Source organism: Halopseudomonas oceani, from assembly GCF_963677335.1.
Taxonomy (GTDB): domain Bacteria; phylum Pseudomonadota; class Gammaproteobacteria; order Pseudomonadales; family Pseudomonadaceae; genus Halopseudomonas; species Halopseudomonas oceani.
On record NZ_OY781932.1, the window covers coordinates 570,321 to 586,695 of the forward strand.

General features: G+C 59.4%; 17 protein-coding genes. 13 read left to right on the forward strand and 4 right to left on the reverse strand.

Annotation, left to right across the window (positions count from 1 at the left end; translation table 11 throughout):
- Positions 1-10 precede the first annotated feature (10 nt).
- The 4 genes from rnpA (at position 11) to mnmE (ending at position 3,803) form a co-directional block, all read left to right on the forward strand.
- A complete protein-coding gene (gene rnpA, locus ACKPCU_RS02565; protein WP_321349662.1) occupies positions 11-406 on the forward strand; it encodes a ribonuclease P protein component in 396 nt (131 codons plus the stop codon).
- On the forward strand, positions 399-650 hold the full coding sequence (yidD, locus tag ACKPCU_RS02570; RefSeq protein ID WP_104736709.1) for a membrane protein insertion efficiency factor YidD: 252 nt from the start codon (positions 399-401) through the stop codon (positions 648-650). The genes rnpA and yidD overlap by 8 nt, the downstream gene beginning before the upstream one ends.
- On the forward strand, positions 647-2,359 hold the full coding sequence (gene yidC / locus ACKPCU_RS02575; RefSeq protein WP_104736708.1) for a membrane protein insertase YidC: 1,713 nt from the start codon (positions 647-649) through the stop codon (positions 2,357-2,359). The genes yidD and yidC overlap by 4 nt, the downstream gene beginning before the upstream one ends.
- A gap of 73 nt (positions 2,360-2,432) precedes the next feature.
- Positions 2,433-3,803, forward strand: a complete 1,371-nt coding sequence (gene mnmE, locus ACKPCU_RS02580) for a tRNA uridine-5-carboxymethylaminomethyl(34) synthesis GTPase MnmE (RefSeq protein ID WP_321349665.1) — start codon at positions 2,433-2,435, stop codon at positions 3,801-3,803.
- Positions 3,804-3,806: 3 nt separating this feature from the next.
- Here the strand turns inward: mnmE and ACKPCU_RS02585 are convergent, their stop codons facing one another.
- The 4 genes from ACKPCU_RS02585 to codB all read right to left on the reverse strand — a co-directional run bounded on the left by ACKPCU_RS02585 (position 3,807) and on the right by codB (position 8,519).
- Positions 3,807-5,144, reverse strand: a complete 1,338-nt coding sequence (locus tag ACKPCU_RS02585; RefSeq protein ID WP_321349667.1) for an MFS transporter — start codon at positions 5,142-5,144, stop codon at positions 3,807-3,809.
- An 86-nt stretch (positions 5,145-5,230) separates the two neighbouring features.
- Positions 5,231-6,487: a cytosine deaminase gene (gene codA, locus ACKPCU_RS02590; protein WP_321349669.1), complete on the reverse strand. Its 1,257-nt coding sequence runs from the start codon at positions 6,485-6,487 to the stop codon at positions 5,231-5,233.
- Positions 6,484-7,239, reverse strand: a complete 756-nt coding sequence (locus ACKPCU_RS02595) for a PucR family transcriptional regulator (RefSeq protein WP_321349671.1) — start codon at positions 7,237-7,239, stop codon at positions 6,484-6,486. The genes codA and ACKPCU_RS02595 overlap by 4 nt, the downstream gene beginning before the upstream one ends.
- Positions 7,236-8,519 carry a cytosine permease gene (gene codB / locus ACKPCU_RS02600; protein WP_104736704.1) on the reverse strand — a complete coding sequence of 428 codons (1,284 nt, stop codon included), beginning with the start codon at positions 8,517-8,519 and terminating at the stop codon, positions 7,236-7,238. Before codB ends, ACKPCU_RS02595 begins: the two co-directional genes overlap by 4 nt.
- A gap of 591 nt (positions 8,520-9,110) precedes the next feature.
- Here codB and mnmG point away from each other — a divergent pair.
- The 9 genes from mnmG to ACKPCU_RS02645 all read left to right on the forward strand — a co-directional run bounded on the left by mnmG (position 9,111) and on the right by ACKPCU_RS02645 (position 16,354).
- The gene (gene mnmG, locus ACKPCU_RS02605) at positions 9,111-11,009 is read left to right on the forward strand and encodes a tRNA uridine-5-carboxymethylaminomethyl(34) synthesis enzyme MnmG (RefSeq protein ID WP_321349673.1); all 1,899 of its coding nucleotides are present in this window, start codon (positions 9,111-9,113) and stop codon (positions 11,007-11,009) included.
- A 5-nt stretch (positions 11,010-11,014) separates the two neighbouring features.
- The gene (gene rsmG / locus ACKPCU_RS02610; protein ID WP_321349675.1) at positions 11,015-11,650 is read left to right on the forward strand and encodes a 16S rRNA (guanine(527)-N(7))-methyltransferase RsmG; all 636 of its coding nucleotides are present in this window, start codon (positions 11,015-11,017) and stop codon (positions 11,648-11,650) included.
- Between the two features lie 17 nt (positions 11,651-11,667).
- Positions 11,668-12,471, forward strand: coding sequence for a ParA family protein (locus ACKPCU_RS02615; protein ID WP_104736701.1), 804 nt, complete (start codon positions 11,668-11,670; stop codon positions 12,469-12,471).
- 17 nt (positions 12,472-12,488) lie between these two features.
- On the forward strand, positions 12,489-13,349 hold the full coding sequence (locus ACKPCU_RS02620; RefSeq protein WP_321349678.1) for a ParB/RepB/Spo0J family partition protein: 861 nt from the start codon (positions 12,489-12,491) through the stop codon (positions 13,347-13,349).
- A 302-nt stretch (positions 13,350-13,651) separates the two neighbouring features.
- Positions 13,652-14,050 (forward strand): F0F1 ATP synthase subunit I, encoded by a 399-nt coding sequence (locus ACKPCU_RS02625; RefSeq protein WP_104736699.1) that lies wholly within the window; start codon positions 13,652-13,654, stop codon positions 14,048-14,050.
- 18 nt (positions 14,051-14,068) lie between these two features.
- Positions 14,069-14,944, forward strand: coding sequence for a F0F1 ATP synthase subunit A (gene atpB / locus ACKPCU_RS02630; RefSeq protein ID WP_104736698.1), 876 nt, complete (start codon positions 14,069-14,071; stop codon positions 14,942-14,944).
- Positions 14,945-15,015: 71 nt separating this feature from the next.
- Positions 15,016-15,270, forward strand: coding sequence for a F0F1 ATP synthase subunit C (gene atpE, locus ACKPCU_RS02635; protein ID WP_088275884.1), 255 nt, complete (start codon positions 15,016-15,018; stop codon positions 15,268-15,270).
- A gap of 65 nt (positions 15,271-15,335) precedes the next feature.
- A complete protein-coding gene (locus tag ACKPCU_RS02640) occupies positions 15,336-15,806 on the forward strand; it encodes a F0F1 ATP synthase subunit B (RefSeq protein WP_088275883.1) in 471 nt (156 codons plus the stop codon).
- A gap of 11 nt (positions 15,807-15,817) precedes the next feature.
- On the forward strand, positions 15,818-16,354 hold the full coding sequence (locus tag ACKPCU_RS02645; RefSeq protein WP_104736697.1) for a F0F1 ATP synthase subunit delta: 537 nt from the start codon (positions 15,818-15,820) through the stop codon (positions 16,352-16,354).
- Positions 16,355-16,375: the final 21 nt, after the last annotated feature.

A 16,375-nucleotide genomic window follows, 5' to 3' on the forward strand; every position in this document is an offset into this window, starting at 1 on the left:
CGGTAACCAGGTGGATCTCGGATTCGGCCCTGAATACAGGTTACTCAAACCTGCTCAGTTCAAGACCGTATTCGATGGAGCCACCTGTAAAGCCTCAGGACCCAGTCTGCTGCTGTTGGCCAGAGAAAACTCTCTGAGCCACGCGCGACTGGGTTTGGTCATTGCCAAAAAAAATGTCCGGCACGCGGTGGACCGTAACAAGGTCAAACGCATTGCCCGCGAATCGTTCAGACAGCATCGCGCTGAGCTGGGCAATCTGGACATTGTCGTACTTGCCCGCAAGGGAGTAGGCGACTTGGACAATACTGCGTTACATGCCCTGTATCAGAGTATGTGGCGCAGGCTGATCAAATCTGCTGCCAAAAACCGCTCACGTGACCCTGGACTCCCATCATCCAATGCGTAGCATCGCGTTAGGGCTGATCAAGGTTTACCGCTACGCTATCAGTCCCATGATGGCCAGTCACTGCCGTTTCTATCCCTCCTGTTCCTGCTACGCCCAGGAAGCCATCGAACAACATGGTCTTCTCAAGGGAGGCTTGCTCAGTGCTCGCCGCCTTGGACGTTGTCACCCATGGAACCCCGGTGGATATGATCCGGTACCCCCAGCTTCTGCCAACCGACCGACCCGAATGGCCAACAAACCATGAACCTCCAACGAAATATCCTCATTGGTGCTCTGCTGGTTATCACCTATCTGATGGTGGTGCAGTGGAACAAGGATTTTGTTCAGCAGGATCTTGCTCCCGCAGCCCAAACCCAGGTAGCTCCGCAAGACAGTAGTGACCTGCCCGGTGATGACCCTGCTGCTGTTGCTGATCACACCAACAGCGACGTGCCTGAAGCGATCAATGCCGATGGTGAGGCGCTGGCTCAGGTTCCGGTGGCGACTCCGTCCGCCGATGGTCAGCTGGTTCAGGTCGAGACCGATACCCTAAAGCTGAGCATCAACCCGATTGGGGGCGACATCGTCTCGCTTTCGCTGCCCGAGTATCCGACTCGCAAGGACCGTCCTGACCTGCCGTTCCAGTTGCTGGAGCAATCAAGCAACCGTACCTACGTTGCCCAGAGCGGTCTGACTGGCCAACAGGGCCCGGACAAGGCAACGGGCCGCGCGCGCTACAGCGTCGAGCAGAACAGCTACAAACTGGCTGACGGTCAGGAGCAGCTGGTTGTTGACCTGAAAACCTCCAGTGACGGCGTTGCTTTCACCAAGCGCTTCACCTTTACCCGCGGCAGCTATCTGGTTGATGTCAGTTATCTGATTGACAACCAGAGTGCACAGGTCTGGAGCGGCAGCCTGTTCGGCCAGCTCAAGCGTGACGGCAGTGGTGATCCATCCAGCTCGACCGCAACCGGTATGGCCACCTTCCTCGGTGCTGCTTACTGGAGTGCAGATGGCTCCTACACCAAGCTGAAGCTGTCCGAACTGGACGACATGCAGCAGAAGAACAGCCAGTTGAAGGAATCTGTGACAGGCGGTTGGGCTGCCTGGCTGCAGCACTACTTCGTTAGTGCCTGGATTCCAAGTGCTGATGGCACCCACACCTATCGCACGTTGAAGGATCGCGCGGGTAACTACATCATCGGTTTCACCAGCCCGGCCGTTCAGGTACCTGCAGGCGAACAACGCACCATTTCTGCCGAGTTCTATGCTGGTCCGAAGATTCAGGACGATCTGAAAGCCATCTCCCCCGGCCTGGACCTGACCGTCGATTACGGTTTCCTCTGGTGGATTGCCCAGCCGCTGTTCTGGGTTCTCAGCCTGATCCACGGCTTCGTCGGCAACTGGGGCTGGAGCATCATCCTGCTGACCTGCCTGATCAAGCTGATTTTCTTCCCGCTGTCTGCAACCAGCTATCGCTCCATGGCCAACATGCGCCGCGTTGCTCCCAAGCTGCAGGCGCTGCGTGAGCAGTACGGCGATGACCGTCAGAAAATGTCCCAGGGCATGATGGAGCTGTACAAAAAAGAGAAGATCAACCCGCTGGGTGGCTGCCTGCCGATTCTGGTGCAGATGCCGGTCTTCATCGCCTTGTACTGGACCCTGATGGAAAGCGTCGAAATCCGTCAAGCCGAATGGCTGGGCTGGATCACCGACCTGTCGCTGAAGGACCCGTACTTCATCCTGCCGATCATCATGGGCGCGACCATGTTCCTGCAACAGCAGCTGAACCCGACGCCGCCGGACCCGATGCAGGCCAAGGTGATGAAGATGCTGCCGATTGTCTTCACCTTCTTCTTCCTGTGGTTCCCGGCTGGTCTGGTGCTGTACTGGGTAGTCAACAACTGTCTGTCGATCGCACAACAGTGGTACATTACCCGCCAGATCGAAAAGGGCGCTGCGAGCAAGGACTAAGGTTCGGCACACCGCCAGTCAAACGCCCCGTTTACGGGGCGTTTTGCTATCCACTGAAAACACCGGAGTCGCCATGAGCAAGCCTTATCACGCCGATACTATTGCCGCGCTGGCGACGGCCCCCGGCCAAGGTGGAGTCGGCATCATCCGGGTATCAGGCCCCGCAGCCCGAGAGATTGCTCAGCGCATCGCCCGCCGCGACCTGCAACCGCGCTACGCCCACTACGGTCCGTTCTGGTCTACTGAGCAGACACTGGACGAAGGCATCGCGCTGTTCTTCCCCGGCCCGCATTCCTTTACCGGTGAAGACGTGCTGGAGCTGCAGGGCCACGGTGGCCCGGTGGTGATGGATCTGCTGCTCAAGGCCTGTCTGGCCGCCGGAGCACGCCAGGCCAGACCCGGTGAGTTCAGCGAGCGCGCCTTCCTCAACGACAAGCTGGATCTGGCCCAGGCTGAAGCCATTGCGGATCTGATCGAGGCCAGCTCCGAGCAGGCCGCGCGCAATGCACTGAACTCCCTGCAGGGCGCATTCTCACAGCGGGTCCACAGCCTGACCGAGTCGCTGATTGCGCTGCGCATCTATGTCGAAGCGGCCATCGACTTTCCCGAGGAAGAAATCGATTTTCTCGCCGACGGGCATGTGCTCAATCAACTGCAGCAGGTGCAAGCTGAACTCAGCCAGGTCCAGCGCCAGGCCGGGCAGGGCGCGCTGCTGCGTGATGGCATGACGGTGGTGATCGCAGGCCGCCCGAACGCTGGCAAGTCCAGTCTGCTCAACGCGCTGGCCGGGCGCGAGAGCGCCATCGTCACCGATATTGCCGGCACCACGCGGGATATCCTGCGCGAACATATCCACATCGATGGCATGCCGTTGCACATCATCGACACCGCCGGCCTGCGCGATACCGAGGATCAGGTAGAGCGCATTGGTGTGCAGCGCGCCATGGCCGCCATCGGCGAGGCAGACCGGATTCTGCTGATGGTCGACGCCAGTCAGCCGGAAGCGAAGAACCCGGATTTGCTGTGGCCGGAATTCCTCGAACAACGCCCTGATCCGGCCAAGGTCACCTTGATCTACAACAAGGTAGACGTCACCGGCGAGCCCGTTGCGCTCGATACCGCCGCCGACGGCTCAGTGGTGTTGCACCTGTCGGCCCGTCAGGGCGACGGCATCGACCTGCTGCGCGACCACCTGAAGGCCTGCATGGGGTTTGAGCAAACCGGCGAAAGTCTCTTCAGTGCCCGACGCCGTCACCTGGAGGCGCTGGAGGAGGCGGCGAGCTTCCTGCAACACGGCCATGATCAGCTGACTCTGATGGGTGCCGGCGAGCTACTGGCTGAAGACCTCCGCATGGCGCAGCAGGCGCTCGGCAAGATCACCGGCGAGTTCTCCGCCGATGATCTGCTGGGACGGATTTTCTCCAGCTTCTGCATCGGCAAGTAACCGTTACCCCGAGCGCGGCTGGTTTAGTCGCAATGTACTGACAGCCGCCGCAAGGCAGGCAAAGCAACCGGCGGCGATCAACGCGGCATGGGTGCCATTGTCGACGAACAGGTTGAACATCAACGCCACCAGCGCCGCACCGCTGGTCTGGCCAACCAGCCTGGCGGTGCTCAGCATGCCACTGGCGCCGCCACTGCGGTGCAAGGGGGCAGCGGTAATGATGGTGTGATTGTTGGGCGACTGGAACAGCCCGAACCCGGCGCCGCACAGCACCATCCAGCCGAGTATTGCGCCAGTTCCCGGCTTGTCCGGTAATGCTGCCAACCCCCAAAGACCTCCGGCAAACAGCAGCATGCCAATACCACCCAGCAAGCCCGCGTGAAAACGCTCCAGCAGGCGCCCGGCCAGGGGCGCGGTAACCATGGTCGCCAGCGGCCATGGCGTCATCAGCAAACCGGTTTGCATAGCATTGAGTCCAAGCTGCTGCTGGAAATAGAAGGGGATGGAGACCATCGCCAGCATCTGCCCGGCGAACGCGGTGACCGAACTGCCGATCGACAGGGCAAAGATGGGAATGCGCAGCAGGTCCACCGGCAGCAACGGCATGCTGCGGCTCAGCTGTCGGCGCACGAACAGCCAACCCAGCGGGCCGCCAATCAACAATGGCCCGAGCAACCACCAGCCGGCGTGGCCCTGGGCTACACCGGTAACAGCCATAAAGAAGCAACCCAGGGTAAGTACGTTGAGCACCGCGCTTGGCAAATCAAAGCGCTGGCTCGGTGCACCTTCGTTGACGGGCAGAAACTTGCAGCCCATCAACAGGGCCAGCAGGCCAACGGGAGCGCTGACAGCGAACAGCCAGGGCCAGCTGGCGAGAGACAAAATAACAGCTGCCACACTGGGGCCGGCAGCGGCGGCCACCGAGACAATCAGGGTATTGAGCGCCACACCGCGGGCCAAGCGCGCACGGGGATAAATCAGCCGGGTCAAGGCGCCGTTGACGCTCATCACCGCTGCTGCACCCAGCCCCTGCAGCATGCGCGCAAGGGTCAGCTGCAACAGTGAATCACTCAGGGCGCAGACTATCGACATGGCAGAAAACACCGCCAGCCCGATCAGATAGATACGCCGGTAGCTCCACAGGTCGCCAAGCGAAGCCAGGGGCAGCAAGCTGACCGCAATTACCAGCTGGTAGGCGTTGACCACCCAGATGGAATTGGCCGCGCTGGCCCCCAGATCATCGGCGATGGTAGGCAACGCGACATTGGCAATCATGCCGTCCAATACGGCCATGGTGACGCCCAGCGCAATCGCGATGATCGCGCCGAGTCGTCTGGGCATGGGTAAACCGTCGTTGCTGGCAGGTGACACAGCGCGCCTCAAGATCGCAGAACCGACCGGTCACCTTAGCATAGAGGCGTGCGTTATCAGTTCCAGCCAGCCACTTCGTGCACCGGCGCGGCACGCTGTACCAGACAGCGACCATCGCGCACCGACGCAAGAACCGGGCTCTGATTCAGCAACACTTCATACGGTGTGCTGCCGTTCAGCACCATGCAGCGCGCCGGGTTGCCGACCGCGATGCCGTACTCGCTCAGATTGAGCGCCGCAGCGCCGTTATCGGTGACGATTTCCAGCGCGGTTTCAATTCGCTCCATACCGAGCATGTGACAGGCATGCAGGCCGACATCCAGCGTGCGAAGCAGGTTACCGTTGCCCATCGGATACCAGGGATCACGGATCGAATCCTGACCAAAGCAGACCTTGAGACCGGCATCCAGCAATTCGGGCACCCGGGTGATGCCCCGGCGTTTCGGGTATCCATCAAACCGACCCTGCAGGTGCAGGTTCTCGGTCGGCAGCGCGACAAAGCGCAGGCCCGACTTGCCGAGCAGACGGAACAGTCGGCTGCAGTAGGCGTCTTCGTAGGAATGCATGGCACAGGTGTGGCTGGCGGTGACCCGGCTGCCGTAGTCACGGCTTAGCGCCTCGGCGGCGAGCACTTCGAGGAAGCGCGACTGCGGATCGTCAATCTCGTCGCAATGCACGTCCACCAGGCAATCATTGGCTTCGGCCAGATCCATCAGCAGCTTGACCGACTCCACGCCGTAGTCGCGGGTGAACTCAAAATGCGGGATACCGCCAATCACATCGGCACCCACCGTCACCGCTTCACGCATCAGCTCCTTACCGCCCGGGAAGGACAAAATGCCCTCCTGCGGGAAGGCAACAATCTGCAGATCAACAAATTCCCGCACTCGGTCACGTACTTCAACCATAGCCCGCAGCGCGGTCAGCTGCGGGTCGGTGACATCAACGTGGGTACGCACGTACTGAATGCCGTGGGCGGCAAACAGTTTCAGCGTCTGCTCGGCACGGCTGATGACATCATCCCGGCTCAGCGTCGCCTTGCGCTCGCCCCAGCACTCGATACCTTCGAACAGGGTACCGCTCTGGTTCCAGCGCGGCTGGCCGGCGGTGAGCGCAGCATCGAGGTGAATATGCGGTTCGACAAAAGGCGGTAGCAGCAGATTGCCGGCGGCATCAAGTTCATCGGCCGCCGCAGGGCTAACGTCTGCTTGCGCACTGAGCCGGCTGAACCGGCCAGCGCTGATCTCAACCCGGTGCAGGCCATTCTGGCCGGGCAGGCGCGCATTGATGATGGCAGACAGCGTCTGGGTCATGGGAAATCTCCAAAATCGGGTGTGGTAATGGGCTCGTGCAGCAGCACATGAGCCAGAATCAGGTTGTAGATGTCTGTGGGGTTGGCCGGATTCAGTCCGGTAACGCGAAACAGGCGGTCCAGGCGGTTACGCACTGAGTTGCGATGGCTGCCCAGTGCAGCGGCCGCCGCGCTGACATTGCCCCCATGCCGCAACCAGGCATCAATGGTCGGTGCCAGTTGCTGCAACAGCGTCTGATGCTCGGCAAACCAGGGAGCGATAAACTCAGCTCGTGCTTCTACGTCGCCAATGCGTAGCTGCAGCTTCTCCAGCAGGCTGCTCGCTCTGGCCTCGGTTTCGCGCCAGGCCAACTGCTCACGTTGCACGATGGCGCGACCAATCACTTCAGTCACCGTCACCATCGGCAGCGAATATGGCTGCTCAAGCAGCGGCAGCTGATGCTGATCCGCCAAGCGCAGCAGGGCGGCGGGCAGGCGACCGATGTAGGCGTCACCAGTCAGAATCACCAGCCCCGCGACCTTGGCCGTGGCCCCCTCGTAAAGCAGTTCAAACAGGTTATCGACGCTATGGTGACGACCAATCCCAGTGATGAACACAAGCTCGCCCCCCTTGATCCACGGGGTAAACGAACGGTTCTCCGCCACATAAGGCCAGCGGACAATGCGCTGCGCACCCGCGTGGCCGGCACGCAGCTGGATGGCTCCGAGCCCAGGCAACGCTGGTACATCGAGGGTTCGCAGCAGCGAACTCACAGATTGCTCAGCTCGGTAGCTCGACGTTCCTTGACCGCGCTGACCACCAGTGCGATCAGCGCATAGGACGCTGCAGCCACCAGCACACCAACCACCGGCGCAATCCAGTTGGAGGTATACGCCACCAGCGAGCCCAGCGCGTAGGCAATCAGACCAACCACATTGAACGCGGGCAGGGTAGTGGAACCCAGATCTGCGTAGCGGCCGCGCCAGGTTACGAAATAGTTGGCCATGATCACGCCACCAACCGGCGGGATGAAGGTACCCAGTAGGATCAGGAAGGGAATCAGCCACTCATACATGCCCAGCACCGCCAGCAGGGTGCCAATCGCTGCGCCGATGACGGTGATGGTGCGGCGACGTTCGGTGCGCAGCAGGTTACAACCGGCCACTGCAAAGTTGTAGACAGTGTTGTCCTGGGTGGTCCAGAGATTGAGGAACAGCATCAGCACGCCCAGTGTGGCCAGCCCCTGTGCTACCAGAATGTCGACGATGTCAGCTTGTTGATAGACCAGCGCGCCAAAAGCCCCCACCAGCGTCATCAGACCGTTGCCGATAAAGAACGCTGCCAGGGTCGCAATGACAGCAGCCTTGCCGGATTTCGCGAAGCGCGTCCAGTTGGTCGCCTGGGTACCACCGCTGACAAAGGTACCGAATACCAGTGTAATCGCCGCGGCCACGCTCAGCTCAGAACTGGGGACGATGGCGCCAAGGCCGGAGAGACCGCCGGCGTCTTGAGTGGCGATACCCAGACTGACCGCTATCAGAATCAGCATCGCCGGCACCGCGAAACGCGACAATAAGTCCAGACCGCGGTAGCCAACAAAGGCACTGATGCAGAAGCCGAACCCAAAGACCACCATCAGCGGCAGTGTCAGCCCTTCCGGCAAACCGGTCATTTTTACCAGCAGCAGCGCCATGGTTGCTGTACCCCAGGCGTACCAGCCGATCTGGGTAAAGCCGAGAATGAAATCGGACAGCTTGCTGCCAATCTCACCAAAGGCGTAGCGACTCATCAATGCGGTATTCAGCCCCGAGCGCGCAGCGATGTAGCCCAGGATGGCTGCATAAGTGCCGAGCAGCAGGTTGCCAATTAACAGGATCCACAGAGTAGTCGAGAAATCGAAGGCGGCGCCAACGCTGCCGCCAGCCCACATGGTGGCACTGAAGAAGGTAAAGCCCAGCAGCACGAAGCTCATTGACCACATGCTCTTGCGCGCTGTTTCCGGCACCGGGCTCAACGGGTAATCCGGGTCCGTGGTGTGCTCTGACTGATTCATTGGGTATCTCCGCATGGTGAAAAGGGCGCCTGCAGCCCTGCAGACGTGCATCACCGGTGATATAGCAACCGCTATGCCAGCACACAGCTTTCCCGGCAATAGGCCGGGAGCGAAGCTGAAAAAGGTGTGCAATCTGCACATGATAGCGAGAGGTGTGCACCTGAACAGCGCGAAATATCAAAAAGTCAGGCGAATAAAGTCTGTGGAAAACCCGGCCCCAACCCGGTCGATAACCCTGGGGATAGTCTGGGGCGAAACCACCCTGTGGATAACCGACACCTTTACCCACAGGCTACCCCCGGCTTTTACCCCCATCCAACGACCGCTTTCACACAACCTTTTGGTTGACGCAAGGTTATGATCTATAAATACTTTTATGACTTACCCACAGAAAAGTGGCTGACCATATACATTAACTAATTCAAGGTTTATATAAATCTTTCTTTTCTTATCTATATCTATCTGTCCGTTTTCCCCCACTCGACCCGCTGTACAAAAAGTGTTCAGTCAAAGCTGCAATTTTTTCCCCTTGGGCCTATAATCAGCCCCTTTTTTCCGCGTCAGGCACAGGCCTGACAATCGAGGTGACAGGTGGATTTCCCCAGCCGTTTTGACGTCATAGTGGTAGGCGGTGGCCATGCCGGTACCGAAGCTGCACTCGCTGCTGCCCGTATGGGGGTAAAAACCCTGCTGCTCAGTCATAACGTCGAAACCCTCGGTCAGATGAGCTGCAACCCGGCGATTGGCGGGATCGGCAAGAGCCATCTGGTCAAGGAGATCGATGCGCTGGGTGGTGCGATGGCGCTGGCTACCGATAAAGCCGGTATCCAGTTCCGTGTGCTCAACAGCCGCAAAGGCCCCGCCGTACGTGCCACCCGAGCCCAGGCTGACCGCGTGCTGTACAAGGCCGCCATCCGTCATACCCTGGAGAATCAGGAAAATCTGTGGATCTTCCAGCAGGCCTGCGATGACCTGATTGTCGAAAACCAGCAGGTTCGTGGTGTGGTTACCCAGATGGGCCTGCGTTTTCTGGCTGGCAACGTGGTGCTGACCACCGGCACCTTCCTTGGCGGCCTGATTCACATCGGTCTGGATAATTACTCTGGCGGTCGCGCCGGTGACCCGCCTGCGATTGCGCTGGCCCAGCGTCTGCGTGAACTGCCGCTGCGGGTGGATCGGCTGAAAACCGGCACTCCGCCACGCATCGACGGTCGCAGTGTTGATTTCAGCCAGATGACCCCGCAGCCAGGCGATACGCCGATTCCGGTGATGTCGTTCATGGGCAATGCCGCAATGCATCCGGAGCAGGTCAACTGCTGGATCACCCACACCAACGAGCGCACCCACGACATCATCCGCGAGAATCTGGATCGTTCGCCGATGTACACCGGGGTCATCGAAGGCATCGGCCCGCGCTACTGCCCGTCGATCGAAGACAAGATCCATCGTTTCGCCGACAAGGATCAGCACCAGGTATTCATCGAGCCGGAAGGCCTGACTACCCACGAGCTGTACCCGAACGGCATTTCCACCTCGCTACCGTTTGATGTGCAGCTGCAGATCGTGCGCTCGATCAAGGGCATGGAGAACGCGCATATCCTGCGCCCCGGTTACGCCATCGAATACGATTACTTCAACCCGCAGGACCTGAAGTACTCGCTGGAAACCAAGGTCATCGACGGTCTGTTTTTCGCCGGTCAGATCAACGGCACCACGGGTTACGAAGAGGCCGGTGCCCAGGGCCTGCTGGCCGGTCTGAACGCCGCCTTGCGCTCGCAGGAGCGCGACGCCTGGTGTCCGCGTCGTGACGAGGCCTACATTGGCGTGCTGGTCGACGACCTGATCACCATGGGTACCCGCGAGCCCTACCGCATGTTCACCTCGCGTGCCGAGTACCGCCTGGTGCTGCGTGAGGACAACGCCGATCTGCGACTAACCGAAAAGGGCCGTGAGCTAGGTCTGGTCGATGATGAGCGCTGGGCGGTGTTCAATGCCAAGCGCGAAGCCATCGAGCAGGAAACCCAGCGTCTGCGCAGCACCTGGGTACAGCCCGCCAGCGAGCAGGGCAAGGCTTACAGCGCCCAGTACGGTACGCCGCTGACCCACGAATACAGCCTGCTGGATCTGCTGCGCCGCCCGGAAGTGGATTACACCGCGCTGGTTGAACTGACCGGTGCCAGTGACATTCCGGCCGATGCCGCCGAACAGGTCGAGATTCAGGCCAAATACGCCGGTTATATCGAGCGTCAGCAGGAAGAAATCGAGCGTCTGCGTCAGCACGAGCAGACCCGCCTGCCCGAGGATTTGGATTACGCCAGTCTGAACGGGCTGTCGAACGAAATTCGCGCCAAGCTGGCCGATGTGCGTCCGCAGACTCTCGGGCAGGCGTCACGTATCCCTGGTGTGACGCCGGCCGCCGTCAGCCTGCTGCTGATCCATCTGAAAAAACGCAACGCCCTCGGCGATAGCTCGCTGGCCCGGGAGGCGTAAGCGCAATGAGTCAACATGCTGTAGAGCTGGCGCAGGGCGCCAAGCAGCTGGGTGTCGCTCTGACGGAGCAGCAACAGGGAAAACTGCTGGGCTACATGGCCCTGCTGAACAAGTGGAACAAGGCGTACAACCTGACCGCGGTGCGCGACCCGAACGAAATGGTCAGCCGTCACTTGCTCGACAGTCTGAGCATTGTCTCGTTCATCGATGGCCAGCGCTGGCTGGATGTCGGCAGCGGTGGCGGTATGCCCGGCGTGATGCTGGCGATTATGTTTCCCGAGCGTGAGTTCACTCTGCTCGACAGCAATGGCAAGAAGACCCGGTTTCTCACTCAGGTGAAAAACGAGCTGGGTCTAGGCAACCTGCAGGTGGTCAACAGCCGGGTCGAGGCGTTCGAGCCAGGCCAGCCGTTTGACGGTATTACCTCGCGCGCCTTTGCCTCGTTGGCCGACTTCACTCACCTGACGCGTCACCTTGGTACGACGCAAACCCGCTGGTTGGCGATGAAAGGCGTGTACCCCGACGAAGAACTGGCTGCCATGCCGGTCGACTTCGAGCTCGAGAGCAGTGCACAATTGCAGGTTCCCGGTTGCGTTGGCAGCCGTCATCTGTTGATACTGCGACGGATGAATCAGGGCTGATATCAAGGGGGCTGAACGTGGGCAAGGTGCTGGCAGTAGCCAACCAGAAGGGCGGTGTGGGCAAGACCACCACCACGATCAATCTTGCCGCCTCGCTGGCCGCAACCAAGCGCAAGGTGCTGTTGATCGATCTGGACCCCCAGGGCAACGCGACCATGGGCAGCGGGATCGACAAGGCCAACCTGGATAACTCGGTCTACGAGTTGCTGACCGGTCAATGCGAATTTGCCGATGCGGTTTGCCGTTCGGAGCACGGTGGCTATGACCTGCTGCCTGCCAACGGCGACCTGACGGCCGCTGAAGTCGAGCTGATCAACATCAAAATGAAGGAAAGCCGGCTGCGTTACGCGCTGGTTAATGCCCGTGATCATTACGACTTCATCCTGATCGACTGCCCGCCTTCGCTGAATATGCTGACGGTCAACGGGCTGGTCGCCGCCGATGGGGTGGTGATCCCGATGCAGTGTGAGTATTACGCGCTGGAAGGGTTGTCGGCGCTGGTCAACACCATCAGCCGGATCAGCTCGGTGCTGAACCCGAGCCTGCAGATTGAAGGCCTGCTGCGGACCATGTACGACCCGCGTAACAGTTTGACGCTGGATGTGTCGGCGCAGCTCAGTGCCCACTTTGGCGACAAGCTCTATCAGACTGTGATTCCGCGCAACGTACGACTGGCCGAGGCACCCAGTTTTGGCATGCCGGCACTGGCCTATGACAAGCAGTCGCGCGGTGCAGTCGCCTATCTGGCGCTAGCCGGCGAAGTCGTACGCCGCAGCAAACAGGCAGCCAAGGCGGCTGCCGTTACTGATTTGAACGATTGACTACAAGGACATCAGGCATGGCGGGCAAGAAACGCGGCTTGGGACGGGGACTGGACGCATTGCTGGGTGCCAGTGTTGCGCCGACAGCGGACGGCGCAAGCCAGGATCAGATTCTCAAGGAGCTGCCGGTCGACCTGGTGCAGCGTGGCAAGTACCAGCCGCGCCGTGACATGGACCCGCAGGCGCTGGAAGAGCTGGCTGAATCGATTCGCGCTCAGGGCGTGATGCAGCCCATCGTCGTTCGTCCGATCGGCGAGGGTCGCTACGAGATCATCGCCGGTGAGCGCCGCTGGCGTGCCAGCCAGCTGGCCGGACTCGACAGCATTCCGGCGGTCATCCGCGAAGTACCGGATGAAGCTGCCATCGCCATGGCGCTGATCGAGAACATCCAGCGTGAAGACCTCAACCCGATCGAGGAAGCAATTGCTCTGCAGCGTCTGCAGCAGGAGTTCGAACTCACCCAGCAACAGGTTGCAGACGCCGTTGGCAAATCACGGGTCAGTATTACCAACCTGCTGCGGCTGATGAGCCTGCCCGAAGACGTGAAACTGATGCTCGAACGCGGCGATCTGGAAATGGGCCATGCCCGCGCTTTGCTTGGCCTGCCGCCAGAGCAACAGACCGTCGCGGCCCGTCAGGTGGTAGCCAAAGGATTGACCGTTCGTCAGACCGAAGCGCTGGTCCGCCAGTGGCTAAGCCCGAAAAGAGATGCGACACAACAGCGCACCAATCCCGATATCGAGCGTCTGCAACAGGACCTGGGGGAACGTTTGGGGGCGGAGGTGAAGTTGCAACATGGGGCCCGCGGTAAAGGGCGCCTGGTTATCAGTTACAGCTCGCTTGATGAGCTCGATGGCATTCTTGAGCACATCCGCTAAGCTCGTTTGAGTGCTCAGCCAGCGCCATTGCTGGCTTGGAGCGAGGTCTCCAATTATTACAAAAGATGACCTCAAGACGTCGCAATTCTGATTCAAACCACAAGATGTAGTGCCTGACTCCGGCGCACAACCAAACGCGCGGGGAATGCCGTGCAGATCAGGCAGCATGCGCCTTCGCGGCGTTTCGCTCAGCACGGGCTTGGTTGCCTCTGCGGGGTCGAACACATATAATCACCGGCGCTTTAGAGGCAGCCCGGTAATTTGTTTCACGCATGCACCACCCGCAGGGGTTTTGAGTACCGATGACGACTGTGAAGACCAATGCCATTCGTCGTCCCCCGCTGATCAAGTGGTTCGCGTTTCAGGCTGTCGTTGTGTTTTTGATGGGGGCGCTTTTCTGGATTAAAAGCCCCGTGGCGGCGTATTCCGCCCTGGCAGGAGGCTTCATCTTCCTCCTGCCCAATGTGTATTTCGCGCTCAAGGCTTTTCGGTATACCGGTGCGCGGGCTGCGAAGCAGATCATGGGTTCTTTTTACAAGGGTGAGGCCGGCAAGCTCATCCTTTGCGCTGTCCTCTTTGCGATAGCGTTCAAAAGTATTAAGCCGATAGACGAATCGGCACTGTTTCTTACATTTGCGATCATGCTGGTCACGAACTGGCTAACACCTGCAGTAATGGGTGGAAAAACGCAGCATAGCTAAAGGACCTGAGAGAACGTTATGGCAGGCGCTACCGCATCAGACTATATCAAGCACCACCTTCAGAACCTGACCTATGGGAAACTCCCGGCCGGTTATGAACGTACCGATGGTACCGTTCTGAGCCAGGACACTTGGACCATGGCCCACGGCGCTCAGGAAGCGTCCGACATGGGTTTCATGGCTATCCACGTAGACACCATGGGCTGGTCCCTGTTCCTTGGTGCACTGTTCCTGTTCTTCTTCCGCATGGCCGCTAAGAAAGCCACCTCCGGTGTCCCCGGTGGTCTGCAGAACTTCGTTGAAATGATGGTCGAGTTCGTCGATCAGAGCGTCAAGGAAACCTTCCACGGTCGCAACAAGGTGATTGCCCCGCTGGCGTTGACCATCTTCTGCTGGGTCTTCCTGATGAACTTCATGGACTTGATCCCCGTCGACTTCCTGCCGCAGCTGTTCCACATGGCTGGCGTCGAATACATGAAGGTCGTTCCGACCACCGACGTCAACGCCACCCTGGGCATGTCGCTGTCGGTATTCGCGCTGATCATCTTCTATAGCGTCAAGGTCAAGGGTGTTGGCGGCTTCCTCGGTGAGCTGACCCTGCATCCCTTCTCCTCCAGCAACATCTTCCTGAAGGTCCTGCTGATTCCGGTCAACCTGCTGCTTGAAGGCGTCAGCCTGCTGGCCAAGCCGGTCTCTCTCGCCCTGCGTCTGTTCGGTAACCTGTACGCCGGCGAGCTGATCTTCATCCTGATCGCTCTGCTGCCCTTCTGGGCTCAGTGGGCTCTGTCCGTGCCGTGGGCTATCTTCCACATTCTGATCATCACGCTGCAGGCATTTATCTTCATGATGCTGACCATCGTGTACCTCAGCATGGCGCACGAAGACAGTCACTGATTCAGGCGATAACGATTTAGTTCTACCCGAAAACCCATAACTTGCAATTAACTGAAAACTGGGAGCTTTAAATGGAAACTGTAGTTGGAATGACCGCGATTGCCGTAGCACTGCTGATTGGCCTGGGCGCACTGGGTACTGCTATCGGCTTTGGTATCCTGGGTGGCAAATTCCTGGAAGGCGCTGCGCGTCAGCCGGAAATGATCCCCGCTCTGCAGGTGAAAATGTTCATCGTCGCCGGTCTGCTCGACGCCGTAACCATGATCGGTGTTGGTATCGCTCTGTTCTTCACCTTTGCCAACCCCTTCCTTGCCCAAGTTGCGTAATGCAGTCGCCGGCAACGGCGACTTCAACTTGAAGGTAATGAATACGACAGGCAAGAGGTGAAGACGTGAACATCAATTTGACGATAGCCGGTCAAGCGATCGCGTTCTTCATCTTCGTGGTGTTCTGCATGAAGTATGTATGGCCTCCGGTCATTGCTGCTCTGCAGGAGCGCCAGAAGAAGATCGCAGATGGCCTTGCAGCCTCTGATCGCGCCGCCAAGGACCTGGAACTGACCCAAGAAAAGTCGGCCCAGGAACTGCGTCAGGCCAAAGAGCAGGCAGCAGCTCTGATTGAGCAAGCTAACAAGCGCGCCAACCAGATTGTTGAAGCCTCCAAAGAGGACGCTCGCAAGGAAGGTGAGAAGATCCTGGCTCAGGCACAGGCCGAAATCGAACAGCAGCGCATCAAGGCCAGAGACGCTCTGCGTGCCGAGATTGCTGCCATCGCAGTCGCCGGCGCCGAGAAGATTCTGGAAACTTCTGTCGACGCTGACAAGCACGGTGACATGCTGAACAAGCTGGTAGCCGAACTCTAAGCGAGGTCATCATGGCAGAACTGATTACGCTGGCCCGCCCCTACGCCAAAGCGGCATTTGAGCGGGCAAAAGCCCAACAGGCCCTGGCCGAATGGGCCGAGGTGCTGAACGCTGCTGGCCAGGTGGCCGCAGACGTGGCAACTCGCCAGCTGCTGACCGATCCGGGTCTGGCGGAACAGAAGAAAGCCGACGTCATCCTCGACTGCACCGGTAAATCGGTGAGCGAAGAGCAACGCAACTTTCTGACGATCCTCGCCGATAATCGCAGGCTTGCCCTGCTTCCCGAGATCGCGACGCTATTTAACAGCTTCCGAGCTGATCTTGAGCGTACCATCGACATCAATGTGAGCTCGGCTTTCGAGCTGACCGCTGAGCAGCAGCAGAAGCTGTCCGAGGCATTGTCCCGCAAGCTGGATCGCAACGTGCAGATCGAAGCGGCTGTGGACAAGTCACTGATTGGTGGACTGGTTGTTCGCACCGGCGACTTGGTCATCGACGCCTCTGTGCGCGCAAAACTGACCAAACTGGCCGAGTCGTTGGGCTCCTGATTTCAGCATAAGGTTTTGAGG

Excerpts from the sequence above, each read along its gene's own strand:
- yidD (WP_104736709.1), top strand. The coding sequence starts at position 399 with ATGCGTAGCATCGCGTTAGGGCTGATCAAGGTTTACCGCTACGCTATC.
- yidC (WP_104736708.1), top strand. The coding sequence starts at position 647 with ATGAACCTCCAACGAAATATCCTCATTGGTGCTCTGCTGGTTATCACC.
- mnmE (WP_321349665.1), top strand. The coding sequence starts at position 2,433 with ATGAGCAAGCCTTATCACGCCGATACTATTGCCGCGCTGGCGACGGCC.
- ACKPCU_RS02585 (WP_321349667.1), bottom strand. The coding sequence starts at position 5,144 with ATGCCCAGACGACTCGGCGCGATCATCGCGATTGCGCTGGGCGTCACC.
- codA (WP_321349669.1), bottom strand. The coding sequence starts at position 6,487 with ATGACCCAGACGCTGTCTGCCATCATCAATGCGCGCCTGCCCGGCCAG.
- codB (WP_104736704.1), bottom strand. The coding sequence starts at position 8,519 with ATGAATCAGTCAGAGCACACCACGGACCCGGATTACCCGTTGAGCCCG.
- rsmG (WP_321349675.1), top strand. The coding sequence starts at position 11,015 with ATGAGTCAACATGCTGTAGAGCTGGCGCAGGGCGCCAAGCAGCTGGGT.
- ACKPCU_RS02620 (WP_321349678.1), top strand. The coding sequence starts at position 12,489 with ATGGCGGGCAAGAAACGCGGCTTGGGACGGGGACTGGACGCATTGCTG.
- ACKPCU_RS02625 (WP_104736699.1), top strand. The coding sequence starts at position 13,652 with ATGACGACTGTGAAGACCAATGCCATTCGTCGTCCCCCGCTGATCAAG.
- atpB (WP_104736698.1), top strand. The coding sequence starts at position 14,069 with ATGGCAGGCGCTACCGCATCAGACTATATCAAGCACCACCTTCAGAAC.
- atpE (WP_088275884.1), top strand. The coding sequence starts at position 15,016 with ATGGAAACTGTAGTTGGAATGACCGCGATTGCCGTAGCACTGCTGATT.
- ACKPCU_RS02645 (WP_104736697.1), top strand. The coding sequence starts at position 15,818 with ATGGCAGAACTGATTACGCTGGCCCGCCCCTACGCCAAAGCGGCATTT.